Annotated in this window: 21 protein-coding genes and 2 pseudogenes; 9 read left to right on the top strand and 14 right to left on the bottom strand. The window is 60.3% G+C overall.

All coding sequences use genetic code 11. The annotated features are described in order from the left end of the window. The first annotated feature begins 113 nt into the window (after positions 1 to 113). On the top strand, positions 114 to 1,190 hold the full coding sequence (locus tag IEQ42_RS18775; protein ID WP_042560279.1) for a 3-deoxy-7-phosphoheptulonate synthase: 1,077 nt from the start codon (positions 114 to 116) through the stop codon (positions 1,188 to 1,190). Positions 1,191 to 1,250: 60 nt separating this feature from the next. Here IEQ42_RS18775 and IEQ42_RS18770 read toward each other — a convergent pair whose 3' ends face one another. Beyond that, positions 1,251 to 1,532, bottom strand: a complete 282-nt coding sequence (locus IEQ42_RS18770) for a GNAT family N-acetyltransferase (RefSeq protein ID WP_003226804.1) — start codon at positions 1,530 to 1,532, stop codon at positions 1,251 to 1,253. A 636-nt stretch (positions 1,533 to 2,168) separates the two neighbouring features. Here IEQ42_RS18770 and oprI point away from each other — a divergent pair. Continuing rightward, positions 2,169 to 2,420 carry an outer membrane lipoprotei OprI gene (gene oprI / locus IEQ42_RS18765; protein WP_003183784.1) on the top strand — a complete coding sequence of 84 codons (252 nt, stop codon included), beginning with the start codon at positions 2,169 to 2,171 and terminating at the stop codon, positions 2,418 to 2,420. 124 nt (positions 2,421 to 2,544) lie between these two features. Here oprI and IEQ42_RS18760 read toward each other — a convergent pair whose 3' ends face one another. The 3 genes from IEQ42_RS18760 to IEQ42_RS18750 all read right to left on the bottom strand — a co-directional run bounded on the left by IEQ42_RS18760 (position 2,545) and on the right by IEQ42_RS18750 (position 4,580). After that, positions 2,545 to 3,516 carry a L,D-transpeptidase family protein gene (locus IEQ42_RS18760; protein ID WP_210704618.1) on the bottom strand — a complete coding sequence of 324 codons (972 nt, stop codon included), beginning with the start codon at positions 3,514 to 3,516 and terminating at the stop codon, positions 2,545 to 2,547. Between the two features lie 107 nt (positions 3,517 to 3,623). Beyond that, on the bottom strand, positions 3,624 to 3,917 hold the full coding sequence (locus tag IEQ42_RS18755) for a hypothetical protein (RefSeq protein ID WP_007908575.1): 294 nt from the start codon (positions 3,915 to 3,917) through the stop codon (positions 3,624 to 3,626). 57 nt (positions 3,918 to 3,974) lie between these two features. Next, positions 3,975 to 4,580, bottom strand: a complete 606-nt coding sequence (locus IEQ42_RS18750) for an arylesterase (RefSeq protein WP_210704617.1) — start codon at positions 4,578 to 4,580, stop codon at positions 3,975 to 3,977. Positions 4,581 to 4,590: 10 nt separating this feature from the next. Between IEQ42_RS18750 and IEQ42_RS18745 the strand changes: the two genes are divergently transcribed. Genes IEQ42_RS18745 through greB form a run of 3 tightly spaced genes read left to right on the top strand, consistent with a single transcriptional unit; the run spans position 4,591 to position 8,310 of the window. Continuing rightward, a complete protein-coding gene (locus IEQ42_RS18745; RefSeq protein WP_150593137.1) occupies positions 4,591 to 5,274 on the top strand; it encodes an ABC transporter ATP-binding protein in 684 nt (227 codons plus the stop codon). Continuing rightward, positions 5,274 to 7,778, top strand: a complete 2,505-nt coding sequence (locus tag IEQ42_RS18740; protein WP_210704615.1) for an ABC transporter permease — start codon at positions 5,274 to 5,276, stop codon at positions 7,776 to 7,778. Before IEQ42_RS18745 ends, IEQ42_RS18740 begins: the two co-directional genes overlap by 1 nt. Positions 7,779 to 7,812: 34 nt before the next feature. Further along, positions 7,813 to 8,310: a transcription elongation factor GreB gene (gene greB / locus IEQ42_RS18735; protein WP_210704613.1), complete on the top strand. Its 498-nt coding sequence runs from the start codon at positions 7,813 to 7,815 to the stop codon at positions 8,308 to 8,310. Here the strand turns inward: greB and IEQ42_RS18730 are convergent, their stop codons facing one another. The 3 genes from IEQ42_RS18730 to IEQ42_RS18720 form a co-directional block, all read right to left on the bottom strand. Next, positions 8,311 to 8,619 carry a class I SAM-dependent methyltransferase gene (locus tag IEQ42_RS18730; protein WP_210704611.1) on the bottom strand — a complete coding sequence of 103 codons (309 nt, stop codon included), beginning with the start codon at positions 8,617 to 8,619 and terminating at the stop codon, positions 8,311 to 8,313. Between the two features lie 247 nt (positions 8,620 to 8,866). Next, the gene (locus IEQ42_RS18725) at positions 8,867 to 9,301 is read right to left on the bottom strand and encodes a DoxX family protein (RefSeq protein WP_047302390.1); all 435 of its coding nucleotides are present in this window, start codon (positions 9,299 to 9,301) and stop codon (positions 8,867 to 8,869) included. 107 nt (positions 9,302 to 9,408) lie between these two features. Continuing rightward, positions 9,409 to 10,830, bottom strand: a complete 1,422-nt coding sequence (locus IEQ42_RS18720) for an MltF family protein (protein WP_210704610.1) — start codon at positions 10,828 to 10,830, stop codon at positions 9,409 to 9,411. Positions 10,831 to 11,065: 235 nt separating this feature from the next. Here IEQ42_RS18720 and IEQ42_RS18715 point away from each other — a divergent pair, with 235 nt between their 5' ends. From IEQ42_RS18715 to IEQ42_RS18705, 3 genes and pseudogenes are all read left to right on the top strand, one after another. Further along, on the top strand, positions 11,066 to 11,872 hold the full coding sequence (locus IEQ42_RS18715; protein ID WP_210704608.1) for a TatD family hydrolase: 807 nt from the start codon (positions 11,066 to 11,068) through the stop codon (positions 11,870 to 11,872). Between the two features lie 185 nt (positions 11,873 to 12,057). Next, the gene (locus tag IEQ42_RS18710; RefSeq protein WP_210704607.1) at positions 12,058 to 13,539 is read left to right on the top strand and encodes a methyl-accepting chemotaxis protein; all 1,482 of its coding nucleotides are present in this window, start codon (positions 12,058 to 12,060) and stop codon (positions 13,537 to 13,539) included. A gap of 227 nt (positions 13,540 to 13,766) precedes the next feature. After that, a pseudogene (locus IEQ42_RS18705) lies at positions 13,767 to 13,997 on the top strand (terminase); the annotation flags it as partial. Between the two features lie 23 nt (positions 13,998 to 14,020). Here the strand turns inward: IEQ42_RS18705 and IEQ42_RS18700 are convergent. The 3 genes from IEQ42_RS18700 to IEQ42_RS18690 form a co-directional block, all read right to left on the bottom strand. Further along, positions 14,021 to 14,815, bottom strand: coding sequence for an acyl-CoA thioesterase (locus IEQ42_RS18700; RefSeq protein ID WP_210704603.1), 795 nt, complete (start codon positions 14,813 to 14,815; stop codon positions 14,021 to 14,023). A gap of 188 nt (positions 14,816 to 15,003) precedes the next feature. Then, positions 15,004 to 15,768 carry a CHAD domain-containing protein gene (locus IEQ42_RS18695; RefSeq protein ID WP_210704602.1) on the bottom strand — a complete coding sequence of 255 codons (765 nt, stop codon included), beginning with the start codon at positions 15,766 to 15,768 and terminating at the stop codon, positions 15,004 to 15,006. A gap of 80 nt (positions 15,769 to 15,848) precedes the next feature. Then, the gene (locus tag IEQ42_RS18690) at positions 15,849 to 16,127 is read right to left on the bottom strand and encodes a hypothetical protein (RefSeq protein WP_042560325.1); all 279 of its coding nucleotides are present in this window, start codon (positions 16,125 to 16,127) and stop codon (positions 15,849 to 15,851) included. Positions 16,128 to 16,343: 216 nt separating this feature from the next. Between IEQ42_RS18690 and IEQ42_RS18685 the strand changes: the two genes are divergently transcribed. Beyond that, a complete protein-coding gene (locus IEQ42_RS18685; RefSeq protein ID WP_210704601.1) occupies positions 16,344 to 17,381 on the top strand; it encodes a patatin-like phospholipase family protein in 1,038 nt (345 codons plus the stop codon). Between the two features lie 98 nt (positions 17,382 to 17,479). Here IEQ42_RS18685 and IEQ42_RS18680 read toward each other — a convergent pair whose 3' ends face one another. The 4 genes and pseudogenes from IEQ42_RS18680 to kdpC form a co-directional block, all read right to left on the bottom strand. Then, positions 17,480 to 18,070 carry an Ig-like domain-containing protein gene (locus IEQ42_RS18680; RefSeq protein ID WP_210704599.1) on the bottom strand — a complete coding sequence of 197 codons (591 nt, stop codon included), beginning with the start codon at positions 18,068 to 18,070 and terminating at the stop codon, positions 17,480 to 17,482. A gap of 182 nt (positions 18,071 to 18,252) precedes the next feature. Then, positions 18,253 to 18,948, bottom strand: coding sequence for a response regulator (locus IEQ42_RS18675; protein ID WP_210704597.1), 696 nt, complete (start codon positions 18,946 to 18,948; stop codon positions 18,253 to 18,255). Positions 18,949 to 18,996: 48 nt separating this feature from the next. Continuing rightward, positions 18,997 to 21,648, bottom strand: coding sequence for a sensor histidine kinase (locus IEQ42_RS18670; RefSeq protein ID WP_210704595.1), 2,652 nt, complete (start codon positions 21,646 to 21,648; stop codon positions 18,997 to 18,999). Positions 21,649 to 21,778: 130 nt separating this feature from the next. After that, positions 21,779 to 22,324, bottom strand: a pseudogene (kdpC, locus tag IEQ42_RS18665) (potassium-transporting ATPase subunit KdpC). Positions 22,325 to 22,496: the final 172 nt, after the last annotated feature.

Below are 22,496 nucleotides of genomic sequence, written 5' to 3'. Positions count from 1 at the left end.
TGTCGAGCAGCGCCTGACGCGCTAAGGTTCCGCTCCCCGACGCGCTTAAATCCGCTGTGCTCCGCCGCGCGGGGATCGCTGGCGGCCGGCACCCGTGACCTGACGAGTAAACGATGGCTGATTTACCGATCAACGACCTAAACGTCGCCTCTAACGAGACCCTGATCACACCTGATCAGCTCAAGCGTGATATCCCTCTGAGCGACGCCGCCCTGCGCACCGTCACCAAGGGCCGCGAAGTCATTCGCAACATTCTTGATGGCACCGACCACCGTCTGTTCGTAGTGATCGGCCCGTGCTCGATCCACGACATCAAGGCTGCCCACGAATACGCCGAGCGCCTGAAGGTGCTGGCCGCGGAAGTCTCCGACACCTTGTATCTGGTCATGCGCGTGTATTTCGAAAAGCCGCGGACCACCGTCGGCTGGAAAGGCCTGATCAACGATCCGTACCTGGACGACTCGTTCAAGATCCAGGACGGTCTGCACATCGGTCGTCAGTTGCTGCTGGACCTGGCTGAAAAAGGCCTGCCGACCGCGACCGAAGCCCTCGACCCGATCTCCCCGCAGTATCTGCAGGACCTGATCAGCTGGTCGGCCATCGGCGCGCGTACCACCGAATCCCAGACTCACCGTGAAATGGCTTCCGGCCTGTCCTCGGCAGTCGGTTTCAAGAACGGCACCGATGGCGGCCTGACCGTGGCGATCAACGCCTTGCAGTCGGTCTCCAGCCCGCACCGTTTCCTGGGGATCAACCAGGAAGGTGGCGTGTCGATCGTCACCACCAAAGGCAACGCTTACGGTCACGTGGTGCTGCGTGGCGGCAATGGCAAGCCGAACTACGACTCGGTCAGCGTTGCGCTGTGCGAGCAGGCGTTGAACAAGGCGAAGATCAAGCCCAACATCATGGTCGACTGCAGCCACGCCAACTCCAACAAGGATCCGGCCCTGCAACCGCTGGTGATGGAAAACGTCGCCAACCAGATCCTCGAAGGCAACCAGTCGATCATCGGCCTGATGGTCGAGAGTCACTTGAACTGGGGCTGCCAGGCGATTCCGAAAGACCTCGCCGATCTGCAATACGGCGTGTCGATCACCGATGCCTGCATCGACTGGTCCGCTACCGAAAACACCCTGCGCAGCATGCACGCCAAGCTCAAGGATGTTCTGCCAAAACGCCAGCGCAGCTGATACGCGTTTTACAGGCATAAAAAAACGCCGGGCATTGCCCGGCGTTTTTGTGTGTGCGATTCAGATCTTTGCGGCGCGGCGCTGGTGACGCTCCATGTAACGCTCGACGTAGGAGCAGGATGGAATCACCGTGTAGCCCATTTCTTCGGCATATTGCAGCGCGCTTTCGGTCAGCGCCGCCGCAATGCCACGACCGCGCAAGGCGTTGGGCACGAATGTGCGATAGATATCCAGGGTCTGTTTCCCCAGATCCATATAGGTCAGGTAGGCACGATGACCGTCCACATTGGTCTCGAACTGATGACCAGCCTGGTCATGGTGGATGGACAACGCCTCGCTCATCACTACTCCTCGCGGGTCTTGGATTCTGACCCCTACCTTACCGATGTTTTTCCGGCGAAGGAACATCTACGCCACCCCGTGCCGGATCGACACCGAGAAGAGACACACCGATCTCGTACAACCGAGCACCTGATAAATAGTAGGCACCATTGGCAAAATTGCTCAAGGTACGCTCGTCATCAAGCGGGTTGACGCGGGTTGCTCCGATGGACGCAGGGACGGTTTGGGAGAAGATCTTCCCGGGCCGCTTACCTGAACATTGCCGGATGTTGAGACTTAAGACGTGCAACCTTTTTTAAAGTCACCTCAACATGGACAAAGATAAGCGAAGCAGCACGCAAAATCAGAACAAAAGTGTGGACGAATCCATCTAGAAAGACTTTAGCCAACACTGCAAAAACAACACGCTTCGACGGGAACTTTTTCTGTTTGACTCGCTCAGCGCGGGGCTTGCAGCTGGTTGTTTTTTAAACAGACCAGTTAAAAGTTGCTCGAAAAAGAATCAGCGCCTACAATTTTTTTGCTTCTTGCTCTACGTCAGTTTACTTACTACAAGTAATGGGTAGTATGTACGCCGGCTATTTCCTCAATCGGAGGAGACAGCCACTTAATTGAAAGTCCTTGAAGGGGAACACGATGAACAACGTTCTGAAATTCTCTGCTCTGGCTCTGGCCGCAGTTCTGGCTACCGGTTGCAGCAGCGCATCGAAAGAAACCGAAGCACGTCTGACCGCTACTGAAGACGCAGCTGCTCGCTCCCAGGCTCGTGCAGACGAAGCTTACCGTAAAGCTGATGAAGCTCTGGCTGCTGCTCAAAAAGCACAACAGACTGCTGACGAAGCTAACGAGCGTGCTCTGCGCATGCTGGAAAAAGCTAGCCGCAAGTAATAGTCCTTCGGGATTGTTATCAAGCCGACCCATATTTTGGGTCGGCTTTTTTGTGCCGGATGCTTTTGTCCGGACAATAAAAAACCCGCCGACGCTCACGCATCGGCGGGTTCTTTGTCTGAGCTTACTGCTGCAGATCGATCGGGGCGCTGGAGACCATCGGCGCCGAGGTGCCAGGCGTACCGATTTCGGTTGGCAGGCCATCTTCGGCTGCAACTACATCGCGCACCACATCCCAATTCATGCGCAGGTTGTTGGTGATGTCTTCACGCTTGAGCATCGCGTTGATCACCGCCGTGTGCTTGTCGACCACTGACGGATTGCCTTTGTCGTCGATCGGCGTGTGCGCTTCCAGATAGACCTTGCCGCCACTGCGACCGAACTTGTACGCATCATTGAGGATGCGCACCGAAGTCCCGACCGGCACCATGCCAGCCATTTCCAGCACGTTGTTGTTGAACATGCGGAAGCAACCGTGGCTGGTGCGCATGCCAATGCCGAACTTCTTGTTCGACCCGTGGATCAGGTAACCCGGCGTGCCCAGGGTGAACTTGAACGGGCCCAGCGGGTTGTCAGGGCCGGCCGGCACTACATTTGGCAGCGGATCACCATCAGCGGCGTGTTCAGCCTTGATCGACGCCGGAGGCGTCCAGGTCGGATTAGGGGTTTTGGCGATGATGGTGGTGTGCGCGATCGGCGAACCCCAGCCTTCACGGCCGATACCCAGCGGGAAGGTGTACACCACGTTCCGGCCTTTGGGGTAGTAATAGAGGCGGTATTCGGCAAGGTTGATGACGATACCTTCACGCGGGCCCGGCGGCAGAATGAAACGCGTCGGCAGAACGATCTCGGTACCGGCACCTGGCAGCCAGGCATCGACGCCCGGGTTGGCCGCGACCATTTCCGAATAGCCCAGATCGTAGGTGGTGCCCAGATCGGCGAAGGTGTCTTCGTACTTGGCTTTGATCACTTGCACCTGGCCGACGATGTCTTCACCGGGTGGTGGCAAGGGAAGCTCCAATGCAGCAACGGGACCGGCCACACACAGGGCGGCAAGTGACAGGCAGCGGGTGACGGCAGGAAAGCGCGGCAACATCCGGAAAATCCTTCGCGTGATCAACAAGGGTATAAGAGCGCGATTGTACACTGCACTTGGAATATTCGGGGAGACAGGCCGATAGACCGTGCCTGCGCTCTTTTTTCTTAAAGCTCGAAACGCAACTCGGGCCAGATCGGCGAAGTGCCGCGCTTCTGCGACTCAAGGATCGCCCGGCACAGCGAGCACAGGCGCTGGTCCTGAAACACCCGGCGATCAACGCTCGACCAGCGCGGTTGCGCCGGCAGCAGGCTGCCGCACAAGGTGCGATCGGCCGAGCCACCGAGTTCGAGTTGACGGGTCACCAGATGCACCCGCACTTCCTGGCAGGCGAACAGATCCAGCTGCTCGTCAGGCTCGATCAGTTGATAGGCAAAAAGGGACCAGGCAGAACGCGACATCGGGGCCTCCGATTAAGGGGGCGCCACATTAGCCGAAAGCCTGCCGCTAGAAAAGCCTCAAAGCAGCGGTTTCAGCGTCGGCCAGACATTTTCCAGCAACTTGCCTTGAGCCCCGGCCGCCGGGTGCAGACCATCGGCCTGCATCAGGTCCGGATGACCGCCCACGCCGTCGAGGAAAAACGGCACCAGCGGGATTTTCCTGTCGTCGGCGAGTTTGCCGTAAACCTCGGCAAAAGCATCGGTGTAGCGCTTGCCATAGTTGGGCGGCAACTGCATGCCCAGCAGCAGCACCTTCGCGCCGCTTTGTCGCGAACTGTCGATCATCGCCGCAAGGTTTTGTTGCAATTGCGTTGGCGGCATTCCGCGCAGGCCGTCATTGCCGCCCAGTTCGAGGATGACCAGATCAGGCTTATGCTCTGCAAGCAGCGCGGGCAGCCGCGCCAGGCCTCCGGCACTGGTGTCGCCGCTGATGGAGGCATTGACCACTTTATCGTCGAAACCCTCCTGTTCAAGCCGTTGCTCAAGCAACGACACCCACCCCAAACGGGTATCCAGGCCGAAACCGGCGCTGATACTATCGCCAACGATCAGGACAGTACCCGCCGCTGCGTTCTGGGCCATGCACATCAAGGCCAGGCCAGCACTCAAAAACCATACACGCATCGGATTCTCCATGGGCGCAAGCATTCTCACCGCGAAGAACCTCAGCAAAGTGGTTTCCAGCGCGGAAGGTGAACTGACTATCCTGCACGAACTCAGCCTGGAACTGAACAAGGGCGACAGCCTGGCCATCGTTGGCGCGTCCGGTTCCGGCAAATCCACCCTCCTGGGCCTGCTCGCCGGGCTCGACTTGCCCAGCAGCGGCGAAGTCACGCTGGCCGGCCAGGCTCTGAGCGGTCTCGACGAAGACCAGCGCGCGCGCATTCGTGCCGAGCACGTTGGTTTCGTCTTTCAGTCATTCCAATTGCTCGACAGCCTCAACGCCCTGGAAAACGTCATGTTGCCGCTGGAGCTTGATGGCCGCAAAGACGCCCGTGAGCGCGCCACCCAATTGCTGCAACGGGTCGGCCTCGGCCAGCGCCTGACGCACTCACCGCGCCAATTGTCCGGTGGCGAGCAACAACGCGTGGCGATTGCCCGGGCGTTTGCTGCCGAACCTGACGTGTTGTTCGCCGATGAACCCACCGGCAACCTCGATAGCCACACCGGCGAGCGCATCAGCGACTTGCTGTTCGAATTGAACAAGGAACGTGGCACCACTCTGGTGCTGGTGACCCACGACGAACGCCTGGCCCATCGCTGCCGGCGTCTGATCCGTCTTGAAGCCGGGCTGTTGGTCGCCCCCCTGGAGCCTTGATGGCACGTCTGCCGATGTTGCGTCTGTTCAGCCTCGCCCTCCGCCAACTGCTGCGCGATGCCCGCGCCGGAGAATTGCGGGTTTTGTTCTTCGCCCTCGTCGTGGCGGTGGCCGCGAGTACCGCCATCGGGTATTTCGGCGCTCGCCTCAACGGCGCCATGATGTTGCGTGCCACCGAGTTTCTCGGCGCAGACCTGGTGCTTGAAGGCAGCTCGCCGGCCCGTGAGGAGCAGATCAGGAGCGGCACCGAGCTGCGTCTGAACCATGCGCAAGTGGTGGAGTTCTCCAGCGTCATCGCCACCGACAACGGCATTCAGTTGTCGAGTATCAAAGCGGTTGATCGCGCTTACCCATTGCGCGGCGAACTGAAAAGCGCCCCGGCGCCCTTCGCCACTGAAGAGACCGGCGGCGAACCACAACCGGGCGAAGCCTGGGTCGAGGCACGTCTGCTGACTGCGCTGGATCTGAAGATCGGCGACAGCATCGATGTCGGCTCGAAGACATTGAAGCTGACCCGGGTGCTGACCTACGAGCCGGATCGCGCCGGCAACTTCTACAGCCTGACGCCACGGGTGCTGATCAATCTCGACGATCTTGCCGCCACCGCAGTGGTGCAGCCCGGCAGTCGGGTGAGCTACCGCGAACTGTGGCGCGGCGAGCCGCAAGCGCTGGAAACCTATCGACAGTTGATCAAACCGGGACTCGCGGCGAACCAGCGGATTCAGGATGCCCGCGACGGCAACCGACAGATTGGTGGTGCGCTGGGCAAAGCCGAACGCTATCTGAACATGGCCAGCCTGGTCGCGGTATTGCTGGCCGGGGTGGCCGTCGCTCTGTCGGCAAATCGCTTCGCCAGCCGTCGTTTCGATGCCAGTGCGTTGCTGCGTTGCCTCGGCTTGTCACGCCGCGAAACCATGGTGTTGTTCAGCCTGCAACTGACGGTACTGGGTCTGCTCGCCAGCCTCAGCGGCGCTTTGCTTGGATGGTTGGCACAGTTGGGTTTGTTTGCGCTGCTGCATGATCTGTTGCCGAGTGATGTGCCACCGGGCGGCCTGTTTCCGGCCATCGCCGGGATCGGCACCGGGTTGGTGGCGCTGGCAGGTTTCGCCCTGCCGCCGCTCGCCGCGCTGGGTCGTGTACCGCCATTGCGCGTGCTACGCCGCGACATGCTGCCGATCCCATCGAGTACCTGGATGGTTTACGGCGCCGCTTTGGGCGCTCTAGGTCTGATCATGTGGCGCCTGAGCCTTGATCTGCTGCTGACGTTCGCACTGCTCGGCGGTGGCGTCGTCGCTGCGCTGGTGCTGGGTGGCCTGCTGCTGTTGTTGCTGCAAAGCCTGCGGCGGATGCTCGCCCGTGCATCGTTGCCGTGGCGTCTTGGCCTCGGCCAACTTTTGCGCCACCCACTGGCCGCAGCGGGTCAATCGCTGGCCTTCGGACTGATCCTGTTGTCCATGGCGCTGATCGCGCTGTTGCGTGGTGAACTGCTCGACACCTGGCAGAACCAGCTGCCAAAAAACGCGCCGAACTACTTTGCCCTGAATATTTTGCCGGCGGACAAGCAGGCTTTCACCGATCACCTGATCAAGGTGTCTGCGCAAGCGGCGCCACTGTACCCGGTCGTGCCGGGGCGGCTGATCAGCATCAACGGTGAGCCGGTGCGCCAAATCGTCAGCAAGGATTCTGCCGGCGACCGCGCGGTGCAACGTGACCTCAGCCTGACCTGGGCCGCGGATATGCCGGCCGGCAACAAACTGACCGCCGGATCGTGGTGGACCGATCAGCCAACCGGTGATGTACCGGGTGTGTCAGTGGAAGGCAAAGTTGCCGAGAGTCTCAAGCTCAAGCTGGGCGATCACATGGTGTTCAGTGTTGGCGGAGTCAATCGCGAAGCGAAAGTCACCAGCCTGCGCGATATCAACTGGGACAACTTCCAGCCGAACTTCTTCATGATCTTCCAGCCCGGCACATTGAAGGATCTGCCAGCGACCTACCTGACCAGTTTCTATCTGGCCGCGGGTCACGACCAGCAGATCGTCGAACTGTCGCGCGCCTTCCCGGCGGTGACCATCCTTCAGGTCGAAGCCTTGCTTGAGCAACTGCGCAGCATCCTCGCCCAGGTCACTCTGGCGGTGGAATACGTGCTGTTGTTTGTCCTGGCGGCGGGCATGGCCGTGCTGTTTTCCGGGTTGCAAGCGACGCTGGATGAACGCATCCGCCAAGGCGCGCTCCTGCGTGCATTGGGTGCGGAGCGGCAATTGCTGATCAAGGCGCGGCGCATCGAGTTCGGCCTGCTCGGCGCGGTCAGCGGTTTGCTCGCGGCAATTGGCTCGGAAGTGGTGAGTCTGGTGCTGTATCGCTACGCGTTCGATCTGCCGTGGCATCCGCATCCGTGGCTGCTGGTGCTACCGCTGATTGGCGCAGTGCTGATTGGCGGCGCTGGCGTGTTCGGCACGCGCCGGGCACTCAATGCAAGTCCGCTGACAGTGTTGCGCGAGGGTTGATAGACTCAAGCGCTCGTCACCACAAGAAGTTGCCATGAGCCGTTATCGCCCTCCCCGCACCGCCGGCACCGCGCTTATCACCCCTGAGGGTGAAGCGCGGATGCGCGCCGAATTCCATGAGTTGTGGCACGTGCGCCGCCCGCAAGTGACGCAATCGGTCAGTGAGGCGGCGGCTCAGGGGGATCGTTCGGAAAACGCTGAATACACCTACGGCAAGAAGATGCTGCGCGAAATCGACAGTCGTGTGCGCTTCCTCACCAAACGCCTGGAAGCACTCAAGGTTGTCAGCGAAAAACCCAGCGATCCGAACAAGGTCTACTTCGGCGCCTGGGTCACCATCGAGGACGAAGAAGGCAAGCAATCGCGCTACCGCATCGTTGGCCCGGATGAACTGGATCTGAAGCTGGGCCTGATCAGCATTGATTCGCCGTTGGCCCGCGCCTTGATTGGCAAGGCGCTGGATGCCGAAGTGCGCGTGCAGACCCCGACCGGCGAACAATGCGTTTACATCGTGGCGATCGATTACCCGTAATCAGCGGCGGGTAATCAGCCCCTGCCGCGCGACACGCACCAGTTGCCTGATCATTTCAGAGGCCTCTTCCTGACTCGGCGACTGAATCACCGCCAGATCGAAACTGTCACTGGCAAAACGCTTCAGCGACTCGCCGTCCTCAACGAACTGGATCAGGAACGCGGCAGGACCGCCGCTGCGCCGTGGCCAGCCATCGAGATAACGCAACAGCGTCGGCTGATGTTTACCGCCAAGGAGGATTTTTGGATTGCGCTGGGTGATATGTGCCGTGATCGGCGCGGGACGTGCTGGAGGGCGTAATGCATTCATTGGTCGTGTCTCTGCCTCAAAAGTCTGCATGGCAGGTGAGAGGCAACACCGAACCAGCGCTTTAGCGGTATTTCGAAGCCCTGTTCCGGCTTCTGACAGTGACTGATCGAGTCACCTGGCGCCCCGCAAGTAGCTGTTTAAATCGGCGCATGGGCAACATCCTAGAGAACGTGACCGATCAGTGTCAAGAATCAGCCACAACAAAAAAGGCCCGCACAATGCGGGCCTTTTGCTTGAGCCAGAGCGGTCAACCGGCGATGGCGCGGTCCACCGATAGCTTGCCGGCGCCCTCGATCAGCACCGCGAGGCTGCCACCGAGCAAAGCCAAGGCGAACTCGTAACCGTTGTTGGCCATGAACAGACCGTTGCTGATGTGCACGGTGAAGATCGCCACCAGCGACAGGACGGTCAAACCCAATGCTGCCGGACGGACCAGCAGGCCGATGATCAGCGCCAGGCCAGCGAAAAACTCGGTGCCACCCGACAGAACGGCCATGGCGTAACCCGGCGTCAAACCCAGGCTCTCCATGTACTGCGCAGTGCCGGCAAGTCCATACCCACCGAACATTCCGAAGAGTTTTTGTGCGCCATGTGCGGCGAAAATCACGCCGACCACGATGCGCAGGATGGTCAGGCCGTAGCCAGCGCGGGTGAACAGTACCTTGTTGATCAGAGAGCTCATGCTGCGTTCCTTGTTTTGCGAAAGTGTGTGTGGTTTGGCCGCTATATTAATCAGTTATTTTCATGTTTAAAGCGCAAATATTTCGCCATAACAATCGATTTATTTGATTATTTCCGTGAGACAACTTTCTGTCCACCGGGCTCCAACGACTCCCGCTCCCGATCGAACGCCAAGTAATACTTGTTCACGCTATTAACATAGCTGACGGCACCCATTCCTACCTGCTCCATGGCAATACGCTCGACCTGGAAGAACCACTGGTTGGGATTGAGTCCACGGCGCCGCGCTTCGGCGCGCATGCCTTGCACTCGCTCAGGGCCGATGTTGTAGGCCGCCAGCGTGAACGCCATGCGTTCGCGCTCGTTAAGTTTGGGACTGTTGAAGAACTTGCGGCGGATCAGCGCCAGGTACTTGGCCCCGGCCTGCACGTTTGCATCAAGATTCTGGATATTGTTCACGCCGACGCGCTGGGCGGCGGATGGCGTGATCTGCATCAGCCCGGTCGGGCCACTGCCGCTGCGGGCGTTGGGTCGCAGCGCCGATTCCTTGAACGCCAGCGCTGCCAGGTTCAACCAATCCATATTTTGTGCAGCAGCGTGTTTTTGCAGGGTCGGACGCAGTTTTTCCAGACGCTGACGGTCGGCCTTGGCCAACGGATAGTGAACCTTATAGAGCCTGCGATAAATGCGCAGAAACGCTGCGTCTTCGTTCGCCGGTTTCTTGTAACCGCTGATGAAGCGGTCGACGCTGGCCCGCAACATCGACGCATCACGGCGCACGAACCAGTTTTCCTCACCCGGCTCACTGATCACCAGTTGTCGATCAACACGCAGCTTGGGCAGGATCTTGCCCCAGCGCTCGGCGATCGGCAGTTCAACGACGGTCAGGTGAAAAATGCCGCCCTGAACCATCTCCAGCACATCCTCGACGGCCAGCGTCGGATCGACCCATTCGATCTTGATCGGCGCGAGTTTGTGCAACGCCAGTTTTTGATTGAGCTGACTGATCGCCTCCCCTGCTGCGCTACCTGTGGGCAGCGCCAGGGTTTTACCGGCGAGTTGCTCGACCTTGGTGTAGCGCCGCTGGCCTTTGATGCCCACCAGCACCAACGGCACGTTGCTGGCGATCGGTTCACTGCTGGCCACCGCATAACCCGGTTGCAGTTCGAGCAATTCCCCGGGCGCCACCAGGTCACCTTCCCCACGCTGCAACGCGCCGAGCAGTTGATCCTTGGCTTTGGGAATGATCTTGAGGGTAATTTCCTGGCCATCCCGGGAGTGGCCATTGAGGTATTGCTCGAAGGCACGCAGGCGATGGTATTCGACGCCGATGGCCTGGCCCTGGACTTCACCGGAACTGTTACGGCTCTGGTTGACCAGCACCCGCAACACGCGGCTGCTGCGAATCTCCGAAAGATCGCGGACTTTGGCGGCGGGCACGGCTTGTAGCGGCCCGGGCAGACGCGCAACCGCCGTCATTGGCAGTAGCAAAGATGCACACAACAGCAGCAAAACCGAGGGACGAATCATCCACTCTCCGGAAAGGATATGGGGCGAAATCACCGCGCAACGGTTGAAATCACCGACGAAAACAGAGCGCCTGGAGCGCTGGCAACGTGCGAGAGACTGGCACAGTGATGGCATGCTGCCAACCCAAGCTGTTTCGCGGCATCAAAAGACAGCGATAACTCTTTGTAGTTCTTGGCTTTTCTTATGAATCTACAGCTCTGGTATGCTTTCCGGCCTTCGGCCCGAGGTAGCAACCATGCAACTCATCGATATCGGCGTCAACCTGACCAACCCAAGTTTCGCCGACAAACACCAGGCCGTACTCGACCGCGCCTATGCCGCCGGGGTCTGCCAACTGGTGCTGACCGGCACCAGCGTCGAGGGGAGCGAGCAGGCGCTGGAACTCTGTCAGCATCTGGATGAAAGCGGTCAACGACTGTTCGCCACCGCCGGGATTCACCCGCATTCGGCCAGTGACTGGAACGCTGACAGCGCCCGACGCCTGCGCAGTTTGCTGAAGGAGTCCAATGTGGTCGCGGTGGGTGAATGCGGGCTGGATTTCAACCGCGATTTCTCGCCGCGCCCGCAGCAAGAAAAAGTCCTCGAAGAACATCTGGCACTGGCCGTTGAACTGCAATTGCCGGTGTTCTTGCACGAGCGCGATGCCAGTCAGCGCCTGCTGGAGATTCTCAAGGATTTCCGCGATCAACTGCCCGCCACCGTGGTGCATTGCTTTACCGGCGAACAAAAGGCGCTATTCAGCTATCTCGACCTGGATCTGCACATCGGCATTACCGGCTGGATCTGTGACGAGCGCCGAGGCACGCATCTGCATCCGCTGGTCAAGGAGATCAAGCGCGGGCGGCTGATGCTCGAGAGTGACGCGCCGTATTTGCTGCCACGCACCCTGCGACCGAAACCGAAGAACGGACGCAATGAGCCGGCGTATCTGACTGAGGTGTTGCGTGAGGTGGCGTTGCATCGGGGTGAGACCGAGGAAGATCTGGCGGCGCACACGACCGCTTGCAGCCGGATATTTTTTGGTCTCCCTGAATTGGCCTGAACATCAAAAGATCGCAGCCTTCGGCAGCTCCTACATGGACGGCATTCCCTTGTAGGAGCTGCCCGAGGCTGCGATCTTTTTCTTTCACCACCGGATCTGTTGACCCACATCAAATCGGCTCCCCTGCATAGCGGCACAATGCTGGCACCTTGCCAAAACTGTTTCCGCTATCAGAGAAGACCTCCATGGGTGCCTGGCTTAGCAACATCTCGCTGAAATACAAATTCTGGGCGGTCAACGCGGTCGCCTTCGTCACCACCCTGCTGCTGGTGTTGTATGCCGTTCAACTCGAACAGCAGGCGCGCAGTCACGCAGCCCAATCGTCGGCGCAAACTCAGGCGCAGTTGCTCAAGGCCTGGCCTGCCGGGCAACCGCTGCCCAAGGCCGAGCAAGTGCTGACGTTTAAACGCGGCGAAGTACCGCGCCTCAACAATCAGCCGCTGCTGGAAATCACCGAAAGCAATGGCTGGCACGAGATCAATCACCTGCCACTGTTCGGCGACAACCTGCTGATCGGCGCCGAAGTTTTCAGCCGCGCCGACGGTCAGCAAGTCGCGGTCGTCGCTTATGGCCCGAGCCTGACTCAAGTGTTCGGAGAACGCTTCGCCAATTACGCGGTGGCGGTGTTCATCCTGATGCTTGCCATGCTTGGCGCTTCGCAGCTGCTGATCCGCTTCCTGCTCAGCCAACTGAACACGTTGAAAGACGTGATGCTGCACGTTGAAAAAAGCGGCGACCTCTGCGCCCGCGTGCCGCTGGCCGGCAAGGATGAAGTCGGGCAGATGGCCAATGCGTTCAATGCGATGCAGGCCGGTTATCAGCGCGTCGTCACCACTGTCGCCAATACCGCACGGCAACTGGATGTCGGGGCTGCGCGCCTGGCGTCGAGCATGAACGAAGTGCGTCACGGCATGCTCGGCCAGCAGAGTGAAACCGATCAGGCGGCCACGGCGATCAACGAAATGACCGCCACCGTTTACCACATCGCCCAGCACGCCGGCGCCACCCGCGATCTGTCACAAACCGCCGATGCCCTCGCCGGCAGCGGCCAGCAAGTGGTGGCACGGGTTCAGCATTCGATTACCGGCCTGTCCAGCGGCGTGCAACAGACCGCGCAGATGATTCAACGGCTGGCCGAGGACAGCCAGAAGATCAACGGCGTGGTCGGCGTGATTCACAGCATCGCCGAACAAACCAATCTGCTCGCGCTCAACGCTGCCATCGAGGCGGCCCGCGCCGGTGAGATGGGCCGTGGGTTTGCGGTGGTCGCCGATGAGGTGCGCAACCTGGCCAAACGCGTGCAGACCTCCACCGACGAGATCACCAGCATGGTGTCGGCGTTGCAGGCCGGCACGCGTGATGCGGTAGATTTCATGCAGGAGAGTTCGTACAAGGCTGACGATTGTGTGCAGCAGGCGCAGGAAGCGGGCGAGGCACTGGCGGAAATCACTGGAGCGGTGGCGCAGATGCGTGAGAGCAACACGCAGATCGCCGTGGCGGCAGAGCAGCAAAGTCAGGTCGCCGAGGAGATGAATCGGGCGGTGGTGAGCATTCGCGACGTGACCGAGAACACCGTGCAGCAGACAGTGGATTCGGCGACGACCAGCAATGAGTTGGCGACGTTGGCTGGCGAGTTGAGCAAAGCCATTGGACAGTTGAAACTCTGAGGGCCCATCGCGGGCAAGCCCGCTCCCACAGGGGTCTTTAGCGGACACAAATTAGTGGGCATCGCTCAATCCTGTGGGAGCGGGCTTGCCCGCGATGGCGTCAGCCCGGTCAATATCAATTCCTGCGATGAAGCCTATCGCGTTCATAGCCAAGCTTGATTCGCCGCCCTTCACGCCCCGGCCTATTCTTCAGCCATGTGTTCAACACGGATCGAGGAGTAGCAGACATGGGCAAACGTCACCCCAACCTTCCCGCGTGGCAATGGCGCGCGCACCCGGGCAATCACCAGCATCCGACCCATCAGGTGCTGCACTTGATCGCAGTGCCGTTGTTCATCGTGGCGTTTCTGTTGATCGTTTCCGGCGTGTTCAGTCTGAGCCTGGTCAGCGTGGCCATCGGTGTGATTGGCATCGTCGCGGCGCTGGGTTTACAGCGCCACGGCCACCACCTGGAAGCGTGAGCGCCACCGTCGGCATCGAGTCAGGCAAAGATCGTGACAGTCTGGCGACTCATGGCGATCAGTTCCCCTTGCGCGCTCCACAGCTTGGCGGCGACATGACCGTAACCGTCTGCGGCGTACTCGATGTCTGCCAGATATTGGCACCAGTCCAGCGTACTCAAGTCGCGTAGCGGCTGAACGAATTCGATGGTCCAGGTCAACGTGCTGCCCGGTGCAGGCTTCTTCAGATACGGCAACAGCGCGGGTGGCCACGCATCCACCAGCGCCAGCAGATGCGCCTCACTGACCGGCTCTTCTTTCACATCCCCACGCAGACGTACCCAACCGCCCATCAGCCGCGATGGGGTGCCGGTGAACGGCATGCCGCCGTTGGTCCAGCGCATCGCCAGGTGGCGCATGAACTCCGGGGTCACGCCTTTGATGTACGGCAACTCCTGGCATTCGTCCCAGTGCTTCATTTGCGGCGCGGGATACGCTTCAACCGCTACCTCTGATGGTCGTGAGGCACCAAAGCTGCCCTGGACGATCGTCACCACCTGACCGTTCTGCATCGCCCGGCCCAGCACCTGGCTGACGGCTTTGCCTTCTCGCAGAACATCAACTTCGAATTGCACCGGCACTTCGGGCTCGACCGGGCCGACAAAGGTGATCGCCAGCGAACGCACCGGGCGATCCGCCGGCACCCTGGCGCGCATGGCCTCGTATTGCAGCGCAGCCACCAGGCCACCGAAACTCGCGCGGCCCTGACCCCATTCGGCAGGGATAGTCAGCGTCGAGTCACGACGGACCGCATCAAGCAGATCGCTAAAGCGCATGACAACCTCAAAAAACGAAAAATGAATGCGGGGATCTTAACCAGCCACGCAGAGCACCGCAGCGTCTATTCCGGTCAAATGGGCAGACAGATAGGCCTTACACTGATTTCAAACACAATGAAAAACTCCTGTAGGAGCTGCCGATCGCGGCCCGAGCCTTCGGCAGCTCCTACAGGGAGATTGCGGGATTATTTAAAGCAGGAAGAACTGAGCTTTTCGAGCACCCGATCGGCCTTGGCTTCAGACTTGATCATGGTCGCCTGCCAGGTCGCGACACATGGCTGCAGGTCCGGTTCCAGCTCGGCCCGCGCCAGCCACTGCCAGCAATCGTGCCAATCACCCAAAGCCCCTTGCGCGGACTTCAGCCGTTCCAGCGTTGACTCGGGCAAGCGATCCAGTTCGGGATAGGCTTCGATGCCATAACGCACACGCTTGATCAGCAGGCGCAGACGATGCCGGTCATGGGCCGGATCGTGCAGCGCTTCGTCGAGTTTTTCCCATTGTTTGCCGAGGCGTTTTTCGATGCGCTTACCCAGACGCTTGAGCAGGCCCTGACGCTGCGAGGCACGCAAGAAGCGCGGGAAAGCGTCGAGGATCATCAGCAGCGAGGCCACTTCCTGGCTCGCCGCCAGCGCCGGGTAGGCTTCGGCCATCTGCGCCATGCGTCGCTGGGCGGCTTCGGGTTGATCGTGTTCGAGCAGATACGCCGCCAGCACTTCGCGATCACGCCACGGCGTGGTCAACTGGCCGACCGCCGACGCTGCGTCTTCCAGTTGCTCGACACCCGGCAAGCCGCGCAACGGCCGCAACAGGCTGCGCAAGCGTCGCACTGTGGTGCGCAGATCGTGCAGCGCCTCAGGGTCGGTACGCGCGGTGAGGCGCGCCTGACAGGCCAGCAATCGTACTTCCAGGCTCAGGACATGAGCCACCAAGCCGTCAACCAACGCAGACATCACTTGCTCCCTGATTCAAAAAGCCTGTCGACTGAGTCTGCAATGTCACAGCCTCAGCCGACTTGTGCCAAGTCAGCAGCTTAGCGGCCGGCGCGGGATTCGCGAATATAGAAACGCGCCTTCTCGGCCTTGTTCGCACAGCCTTCGAAGCCTTCGAATTGTTGCTGGGTCTTGGCGGCCGTCAGCAATGACAGCGCTTTGGAATAACTCACGGTGCCGGCAAAGCCTTCGGCCTTGGCCAGGTCCAGCTCATGCCACGCGGTGTCGAGCTGGCTGCCGCAGCTGTCGCGGTAAGCGGTTTTACCGGCGCAACCGGCCAATGCCAGGGCCAACAACGGTACACAGATCCAGGCTTTCATCACTCACACCTCAAAGATAGGTCAACAGTCGTGCAGGTAAGACGATAAGGCTGCGAAAAAGTGCCTTGCCGCCCCATGAATAGGCGATGGCCAGAGGATAGCGCCGAGTGGTCAAACAGTATCGAAAAAACGACGTCATCGGCGCGCTGAACGACCTCGGCGATTGAGCCCCCTGCCCGATGGGTGCATTGTGCAACCTTGTCGGGAGGAAGTTTGATGAAAAAGCGTGTCGCACTGGTGCTGGGCTCCGGTGGCGCCCGGGGTTACGCCCATATCGGAGTCATTGAAGAGATCGAACGACGCGGTTATGACATCGCCTGTATTGCCGGTTGTTCGATGGGCGCGGTGGTTGGCGGGATCTACGCCGCCGGCAAGCTCGATGAATACAAGAACTGGATCGAAAGCCTGGATTACCTTGACGTGCTGCGCCTGGTGGACGTGAGTTTCCGTCTCGGCGCGATTCGCGGTGAAAAGGTCTTCGGCCAGATCCGCAAGATCGTCGGCGATATCAACATTGAAGACCTGCGTATTCCTTACACCGCAGTCGCCGCCGACCTCACCAACCAGCAGGAGATCTGGTTTCAGGAGGGCTGCCTGCATCAGGCCATGCGCGCCTCGGCGGCGATTCCCAGCCTGTTCACCCCGGTGATGCAAGGCAACCGGATGCTGGTTGACGGCGGGATTCTCAACCCGCTGCCGATCGTGCCGGTGGTGTCGAGTCATTGCGATCTGATCATCGCGGTCAATCTCAACTCGACCAACCAGCGGCATTACAAGTTACCGGTGATCCAGCGCCCGCCGGCCTTCCGCTCGCGGTTCGACAGCCTGATCAATTCGCTCGGTTCGAAGATGCCGTTCCGTCGCACCCAGGCCGAGAAAATGTTGAAACTGGAACAGGAAGCGCTGCGCGCGCAGGCCGCTGAAATCAATCCCTGGATTGAAGGCGCCGAACCGGAAAACCAGCAACCGGCAGCCGCCCCGGAGCGTGAAGGCGCACCGAAATCCGCGACCGGTTCATTCATCATCGATAACGTGGGGCCGGCGTCATTGCTGGACTTGATCAACCAGAGTTTCGAGGTGATGCAGACCTCGTTGGCGCAGTACAAGATTGCCGGGTATCCGCCGGACATCCTGATCAACGTGCCGAAGCGGGTGTGCCGGTTTTTCGAGTTTTACAAGGCGCCGGAGTTGATCGCGCTGGGAAGGGAAATTGCTCGGGATACTTTGGATCGGTATGAAAGCGAGCAAGGCTGAGTGCGCCCACATCAGCGTAGATATCCTCGATGCATGCAGCGCGCAGGGAGCTGGTAATCAGCTCCCTGAATCAGCCTCGGTGCGCTGAATCCAAACCTTTAAAGATTCCTACCCAGTGCTTCAAAGACGTGACCCGTGTCATTTGTCTGCTCAGCACCGTTTTTCATATTCTTCGTGTACACGTTGATTCCAGTTTCAATGGGACGAGGAGGAGGAGGCTCTGGATTATCCGCAGATCCCGTCGTCGACCAGAACTGTCCGTTATTCAATGGCCACGCATAGCCAAAGCGCTGGTGAAGAATTCTTAACTCATTGATATCTGCCAGCCTGACTCTTTCGCGGTTCGCATCAGCTTGCAAGCTGCTCAATTGGCCGGAGCCGAAAAAGAAATAGCGATTACCCTTGGGGATGCTCACCAGGTAACTCTTCTGCTCGCCATTCGCATCAGTGGCGGTCACCGTCACCTGTCCCGCACTCAAGGCAGTGACCAGCCCTTGATCATCGACATGAGCAACGCGAGAGTTATCGACTTTGAAGCTATAGGGTTTTTTACCGACGACAGGCTGACGCTGATAAGTCGTATCTGCCGAAGCTTCAGGCATTAAAGCGGAATGCGCCTGTAACGAATGAGCTGATCCAGTAATGGAAACAGAAGATTCATCCATTTCGAATTTTTTGAGGTTGTCCATAAGCACTCCGTGCCGATAACCGAAAGTTGATTACCGAGTCTCCAGGGAGCTTTCGTTGGCGAACTCGGCCAAAGAAACCTACAGTCGCTGGCTGCCCCTTGGCACCTGATAGAAATGACAGTCCCGACCAATGGTATGTGCCAAAAGCACGCAGATGAAATCTGCCAACCGTCAGTACAGAGTCAGTTCGCTCCCTCCATCAAGCGATAACCAACCCCCGCCTCCGTCACAATAAACCGCGGCCGCGTCGGATCATCCGCCAGTTTCTGGCGCAAATGCCCGACCACGATCCGCAGGTAATGACTGTCCTCGGTGTGCGTCGGCCCCCAGATATCCTTGAGCAATTGCTGCTGGGTGATCACCCGCCCCGGATGCCGCGCCAGTTGTGCCAGCACCGCATATTCCTTGCGCGTCAGGGCCACTTCGACGCCATCAAGCAATACCCGTCGATAGGCCAGGTCCACCGTCAGCGGGCCGAAATTCAGCGCTGCCTGCTGCGCTTCTCCCACTGGCGCCTGACGCAACAACGCGCGCACCCGCGCCAGAAACTCCTGAATGCCGAACGGTTTGGTCACGTAGTCGTTGGCGCCACCGTCCAATGCCTCGACCTTCTGCCCTTCGCTGGCGCGCACCGACAGCACCAGCACCGGCGCCGTGGCCCACTCGCGAAATTCGCGCAGCACTTGCTGGCCGTCCATGTCCGGCAGGCCGAGGTCGAGCACCAGCAGGTCCGGTTTATTCAGCGCGGCTTGCGCCAGACCCTCGGCGCCGGTGCCGGCCTCGAGCACTTTGTAGCCTTGTGAAACGAGGCTGATGCGCAGGAACTTGCGGATCTGCGGTTCGTCGTCGATGACCAAAATGGTCGCGGTCTGGCTCATGAATTCACATCAACACAAAAGATTGGCAAGAGAGTAGCGCAGTCGGATTCAGGCTTCATCGTCCATCCCCGGTTGCGCCTGCAATGGCAAGTGCAAGGTGATGCAGGTGCCGCGCCCGTCAATGCCATCGGCAACGCTGATTCGTCCGCCATGCGCACCGACCATGCCCTGACAAATCGCCAGGCCGAGGCCGGTGCCCTGGCCGCCGCGATCACCGCGTGCGGCGGTGTAGAACATATCGAAAATCTTCGCCCGCTCGTCTTCGGGAATCCCCGGTCCTTCGTCGCTGACCGAGAAGTAAATTTCGTTGTCGTTCGCGCCGGCATTCAACTGCAATCGGCCGTTGGGTGGCGAGAAACGCGCGGCGTTTTCCAGCACATTGACCAGCGCCTGCTCGATCAACGCCGCGTGCACGTATAGCAACGGCAACTCGGCCGGCACCTCGGTGCTGACCTGCAACGGCGCGAGCACTGCGCGCAGACGATTGAGCGAACTGCCGACGATATCGGCCGGCGACACCCAGTCGCGCGCGAGTTTCAGCGCGCCATGGCCCAGGCGCGTCATGTCGAGCAGGTTCTGGATGTAGCGGTCGAGGCGTTCGGCTTCATCACGGGTGCCTTCGAGCAGCTCGCGGCGATCCTCCAGCGGGATCGCTTCGCCGAGGGCCAACAGGCTGTCGATGCTGCCACGCATGGACGTCAGCGGCGTGCGCAAATCATGGGAAACCGAGGCCAGCAGCGCGCTGCGCAATTGCTCGGTTTCGCCGTGCAAGCGCGCCGCTTCCAGATCATCCGCCAACTGCGCGCGAGCCAACGCCTGTGCCAGTGGCTGACTGAGCGCGGTGAGCAAGCGGCGACGCTGGCCGCTCAAGGTCTGGCCCTCTTTGGCGCACACCCCGAGCAGCGCCAGCGGACCGTCCTCGACCGACAGCGGCCACCACCACCAGCGACCGAACGGCAGCGTGCCGGTACCCACACCGGCCGGTTGATCGTGCTGCCAGGCCCAATCGGCGGCAGCGCGTTCGGACTCGGTGAATTGCAGCGGCCCACCGGTTTCAACTTTCCAGCCAGCCTGCCCGTCGCGATTGAGCAAGCAGATTTGCAGATCGCTCCAGCCATTGAGGTGCTGCGCGGCAGCATTGACCACGGCCTGGCGGTCGGTGGCGGCGGTGAGTTTGCGCGACAGGTCGAGCAGCTCGGAGGTTTCTTCCTGAGTGTCGCGCAACGCCTGCAATTGCCGACGCTGACGAGCAGCCAGATTGCCAGTGAGCGCCGCCATCAACAGAAAGAACAGCAAGGTCAGCACGTCTTCTTCGCGCTGGATGCTGAACGAAAAATTTGGCGGAATGAACAAAAAATCGTAGGTCAGAAACGATAACGCCGCACAGGCCAGCGCCGGGCCGAGACTGCTGCGCACCGCCACCAGCAACACGGCCGCCAGGAACACCAGCGAGATGTTCGGCAGCGGCAACACACTCGACACTGCCCACGCCAGTGCAGTGGCCAACACAGTGGCAACCAGCGCCAGCATGTAGTCGAACCAAACCAGTGTCAGTGGATTTCGAGTACGCGGTTGATCCTGTTGTTGATCGCTGTCGAGGACGTTGATTTCCAGCCCATGAGCCTGACGCAACAACCGCGCGGCCAGCCCTCCCCCGAACAGACGACGGCGCAGTCGTGGCCGGGACTGGCCCACCAGCACCAGACTCGCGCGGCGCTCGGAAGCATGCTGGATCAGGGTTTTCGCCACCTCGCCGGCGCGCAGCAACACCACTTCGCCACCGAGGCGTTCGGCGAGTTGCTGAGCACTTTGCAGACGCAAACGTGATTGCTCGTCGCGCACGCTGCCGTTGTCGACGTGCACCAGACTCCAAGGCAGATGCCGACGCTGTGCAACGCGACTGGCGTGACGCACGAGACGCTCGGCCTGGGCATCACCATCAATGCCGACCAGCAAACGCCCGCGCACCGCCGGCGCGGCCTGACCCATTTGGCGATAGCCTTGGGCGAGGTCGTTATCGACTTGCGCCGCTGCCGTTTGCATCGCCAGTTCGCGCAATGCGGTGAGGTTGGTCTGGGTGAAAAATGCATCGATCGCCGCCCGCGCCTGCTCCGGCACATAGACCTTGCCTTCGCGCAGCCGCTCGAGCAATTCGCGCGGCGGCAGGTCGATCAGCAACAACTCAAAGGCTTCTTGCAGCACCCAGTCCGGCAGGGTTTCGCGCACCTGCACGCCGGTAATGCCGCGCACCTGATCGTTGAGGCTTTCGAGGTGCTGGACGTTGACCGTGGTGTAAACGTCGATGCCGGCCGAGAGCAGTTCCTGAATGTCTTGCCAGCGTTTCGCATGACGACTGCCTGGGGCGTTGCTGTGGGCCAGTTCATCGACCAGCACCAGCTTCGGTTTGGCGGCGAGGAGGCCGTCGAGGTCCATTTCTTCGAGCATCACGCCACGGTATTCCGAGCGCACCAGAGGCTGCTGCGGCAAGCCGCCGAGCAACGCTTCGGTTTCGGCACGGCCGTGGGTTTCAACGACGCCGGCGATGACTTTCACACCTTGGCGCAGTTGGGTATGGGCGGCCTGGAGCATGGCGTAGGTCTTGCCGACACCGGGCGCGGCGCCAAGGAAAACCTTGAGCCGGCCTCGGCCGTCGCGGGGCAGGTCTGCTAACAGTGCGTCGGCGCGGCCGGAGTCGCTCATGCTTGAAGTTCTCTCTTGCTGATGGTTATGCAGTGTTCTAGTGGCCCTCTTCGCGAGCAGGCTCGCTCCCACGAGGAGTATGCAGTCCCCTGTGGGAGCGAGCCTGCTCGCGAATGGCCGCGCCGCCGATTCAGAGTTTTTCCAGTGCCATATTCAACTCAAGCACATTCACCACCGGCGGCCCCACCAGCGGCCGCTCGATTTGCGCATCAAGCAGTTACTGCACGGTCGATACCGGCAGGTTACGTGCTTGCGCGACACGCGCCAGTTGATAGGCAATTGCCGCCGGAGGCAAGTGCGGATCGAGGCCGCTGCCGGAAGTAGTCAGCAGCGCCAGCGGCACCGGGCCTTGACCTGGAACCTGCAACTTGTTCGCGTCGTCGATTACGCGGGTGGCCAGTGCCGGATTGCTCGGCGCCAGGTTGCTTGCGCTACTGGAAACAGTGGCAAAGGCGCCGGCCGATGGGCGCGGATGGAACCATGCATCGCCGACGAAATCCTGGGCGATCTGCGATGAACCGCGGACTTTGCCGGCGGCGTCGTGCACCAGGCTACCGTTGGCCTGCTCGGGAAACGCGACCTGCGCGACGCCCGTGACGACCAGCGGATAGGCAACGCCGGTGACCAGGGTCATCAGCACCAGCAGGCTCAGGGCCGGACGTATCATTGTGGACATTTCATAATCCTCGAATTCGTTGGGCAAACTTTTGGTGGCGTGTCAGGGAAATTTCTTCCCCCTCACCCCAGCCCTCTCCCCCAAGGGGGCGAGGGGAAAGGGAGCCGATCCTTGTGTTTTCAAGACCTGATTTCGGCTCGGTATCTCACGTCGGCGTAACTCGCCAAAACGC

The organism is Pseudomonas iridis, from assembly GCF_017980685.1.
Lineage (GTDB): Bacteria > Pseudomonadota > Gammaproteobacteria > Pseudomonadales > Pseudomonadaceae > Aquipseudomonas > Aquipseudomonas iridis.
This window is presented reverse-complemented; position numbering and strand designations above follow the sequence as displayed.

Excerpts from the sequence above, each read along its gene's own strand:
- oprI (WP_003183784.1), top strand. The coding sequence starts at position 2,169 with ATGAACAACGTTCTGAAATTCTCTGCTCTGGCTCTGGCCGCAGTTCTG.
- IEQ42_RS18675 (WP_210704597.1), bottom strand. The coding sequence starts at position 18,948 with ATGAGCCAGACCGCGACCATTTTGGTCATCGACGACGAACCGCAGATC.
- IEQ42_RS18770 (WP_003226804.1), bottom strand. The coding sequence starts at position 1,532 with ATGAGCGAGGCGTTGTCCATCCACCATGACCAGGCTGGTCATCAGTTC.
- IEQ42_RS18750 (WP_210704617.1), bottom strand. The coding sequence starts at position 4,580 with ATGCGTGTATGGTTTTTGAGTGCTGGCCTGGCCTTGATGTGCATGGCC.
- IEQ42_RS18745 (WP_150593137.1), top strand. The coding sequence starts at position 4,591 with ATGGGCGCAAGCATTCTCACCGCGAAGAACCTCAGCAAAGTGGTTTCC.
- IEQ42_RS18755 (WP_007908575.1), bottom strand. The coding sequence starts at position 3,917 with ATGTCGCGTTCTGCCTGGTCCCTTTTTGCCTATCAACTGATCGAGCCT.
- IEQ42_RS18685 (WP_210704601.1), top strand. The coding sequence starts at position 16,344 with ATGAAAAAGCGTGTCGCACTGGTGCTGGGCTCCGGTGGCGCCCGGGGT.
- IEQ42_RS18690 (WP_042560325.1), bottom strand. The coding sequence starts at position 16,127 with ATGAAAGCCTGGATCTGTGTACCGTTGTTGGCCCTGGCATTGGCCGGT.
- IEQ42_RS18680 (WP_210704599.1), bottom strand. The coding sequence starts at position 18,070 with ATGGACAACCTCAAAAAATTCGAAATGGATGAATCTTCTGTTTCCATT.
- IEQ42_RS18740 (WP_210704615.1), top strand. The coding sequence starts at position 5,274 with ATGGCACGTCTGCCGATGTTGCGTCTGTTCAGCCTCGCCCTCCGCCAA.
- IEQ42_RS18760 (WP_210704618.1), bottom strand. The coding sequence starts at position 3,516 with ATGTTGCCGCGCTTTCCTGCCGTCACCCGCTGCCTGTCACTTGCCGCC.
- greB (WP_210704613.1), top strand. The coding sequence starts at position 7,813 with ATGAGCCGTTATCGCCCTCCCCGCACCGCCGGCACCGCGCTTATCACC.
- IEQ42_RS18775 (WP_042560279.1), top strand. The coding sequence starts at position 114 with ATGGCTGATTTACCGATCAACGACCTAAACGTCGCCTCTAACGAGACC.
- IEQ42_RS18730 (WP_210704611.1), bottom strand. The coding sequence starts at position 8,619 with ATGAATGCATTACGCCCTCCAGCACGTCCCGCGCCGATCACGGCACAT.
- IEQ42_RS18700 (WP_210704603.1), bottom strand. The coding sequence starts at position 14,815 with ATGCGCTTTAGCGATCTGCTTGATGCGGTCCGTCGTGACTCGACGCTG.
- IEQ42_RS18720 (WP_210704610.1), bottom strand. The coding sequence starts at position 10,830 with ATGATTCGTCCCTCGGTTTTGCTGCTGTTGTGTGCATCTTTGCTACTG.
- IEQ42_RS18695 (WP_210704602.1), bottom strand. The coding sequence starts at position 15,768 with ATGTCTGCGTTGGTTGACGGCTTGGTGGCTCATGTCCTGAGCCTGGAA.
- IEQ42_RS18715 (WP_210704608.1), top strand. The coding sequence starts at position 11,066 with ATGCAACTCATCGATATCGGCGTCAACCTGACCAACCCAAGTTTCGCC.
- IEQ42_RS18670 (WP_210704595.1), bottom strand. The coding sequence starts at position 21,648 with ATGAGCGACTCCGGCCGCGCCGACGCACTGTTAGCAGACCTGCCCCGC.
- IEQ42_RS18725 (WP_047302390.1), bottom strand. The coding sequence starts at position 9,301 with ATGAGCTCTCTGATCAACAAGGTACTGTTCACCCGCGCTGGCTACGGC.
- IEQ42_RS18710 (WP_210704607.1), top strand. The coding sequence starts at position 12,058 with ATGGGTGCCTGGCTTAGCAACATCTCGCTGAAATACAAATTCTGGGCG.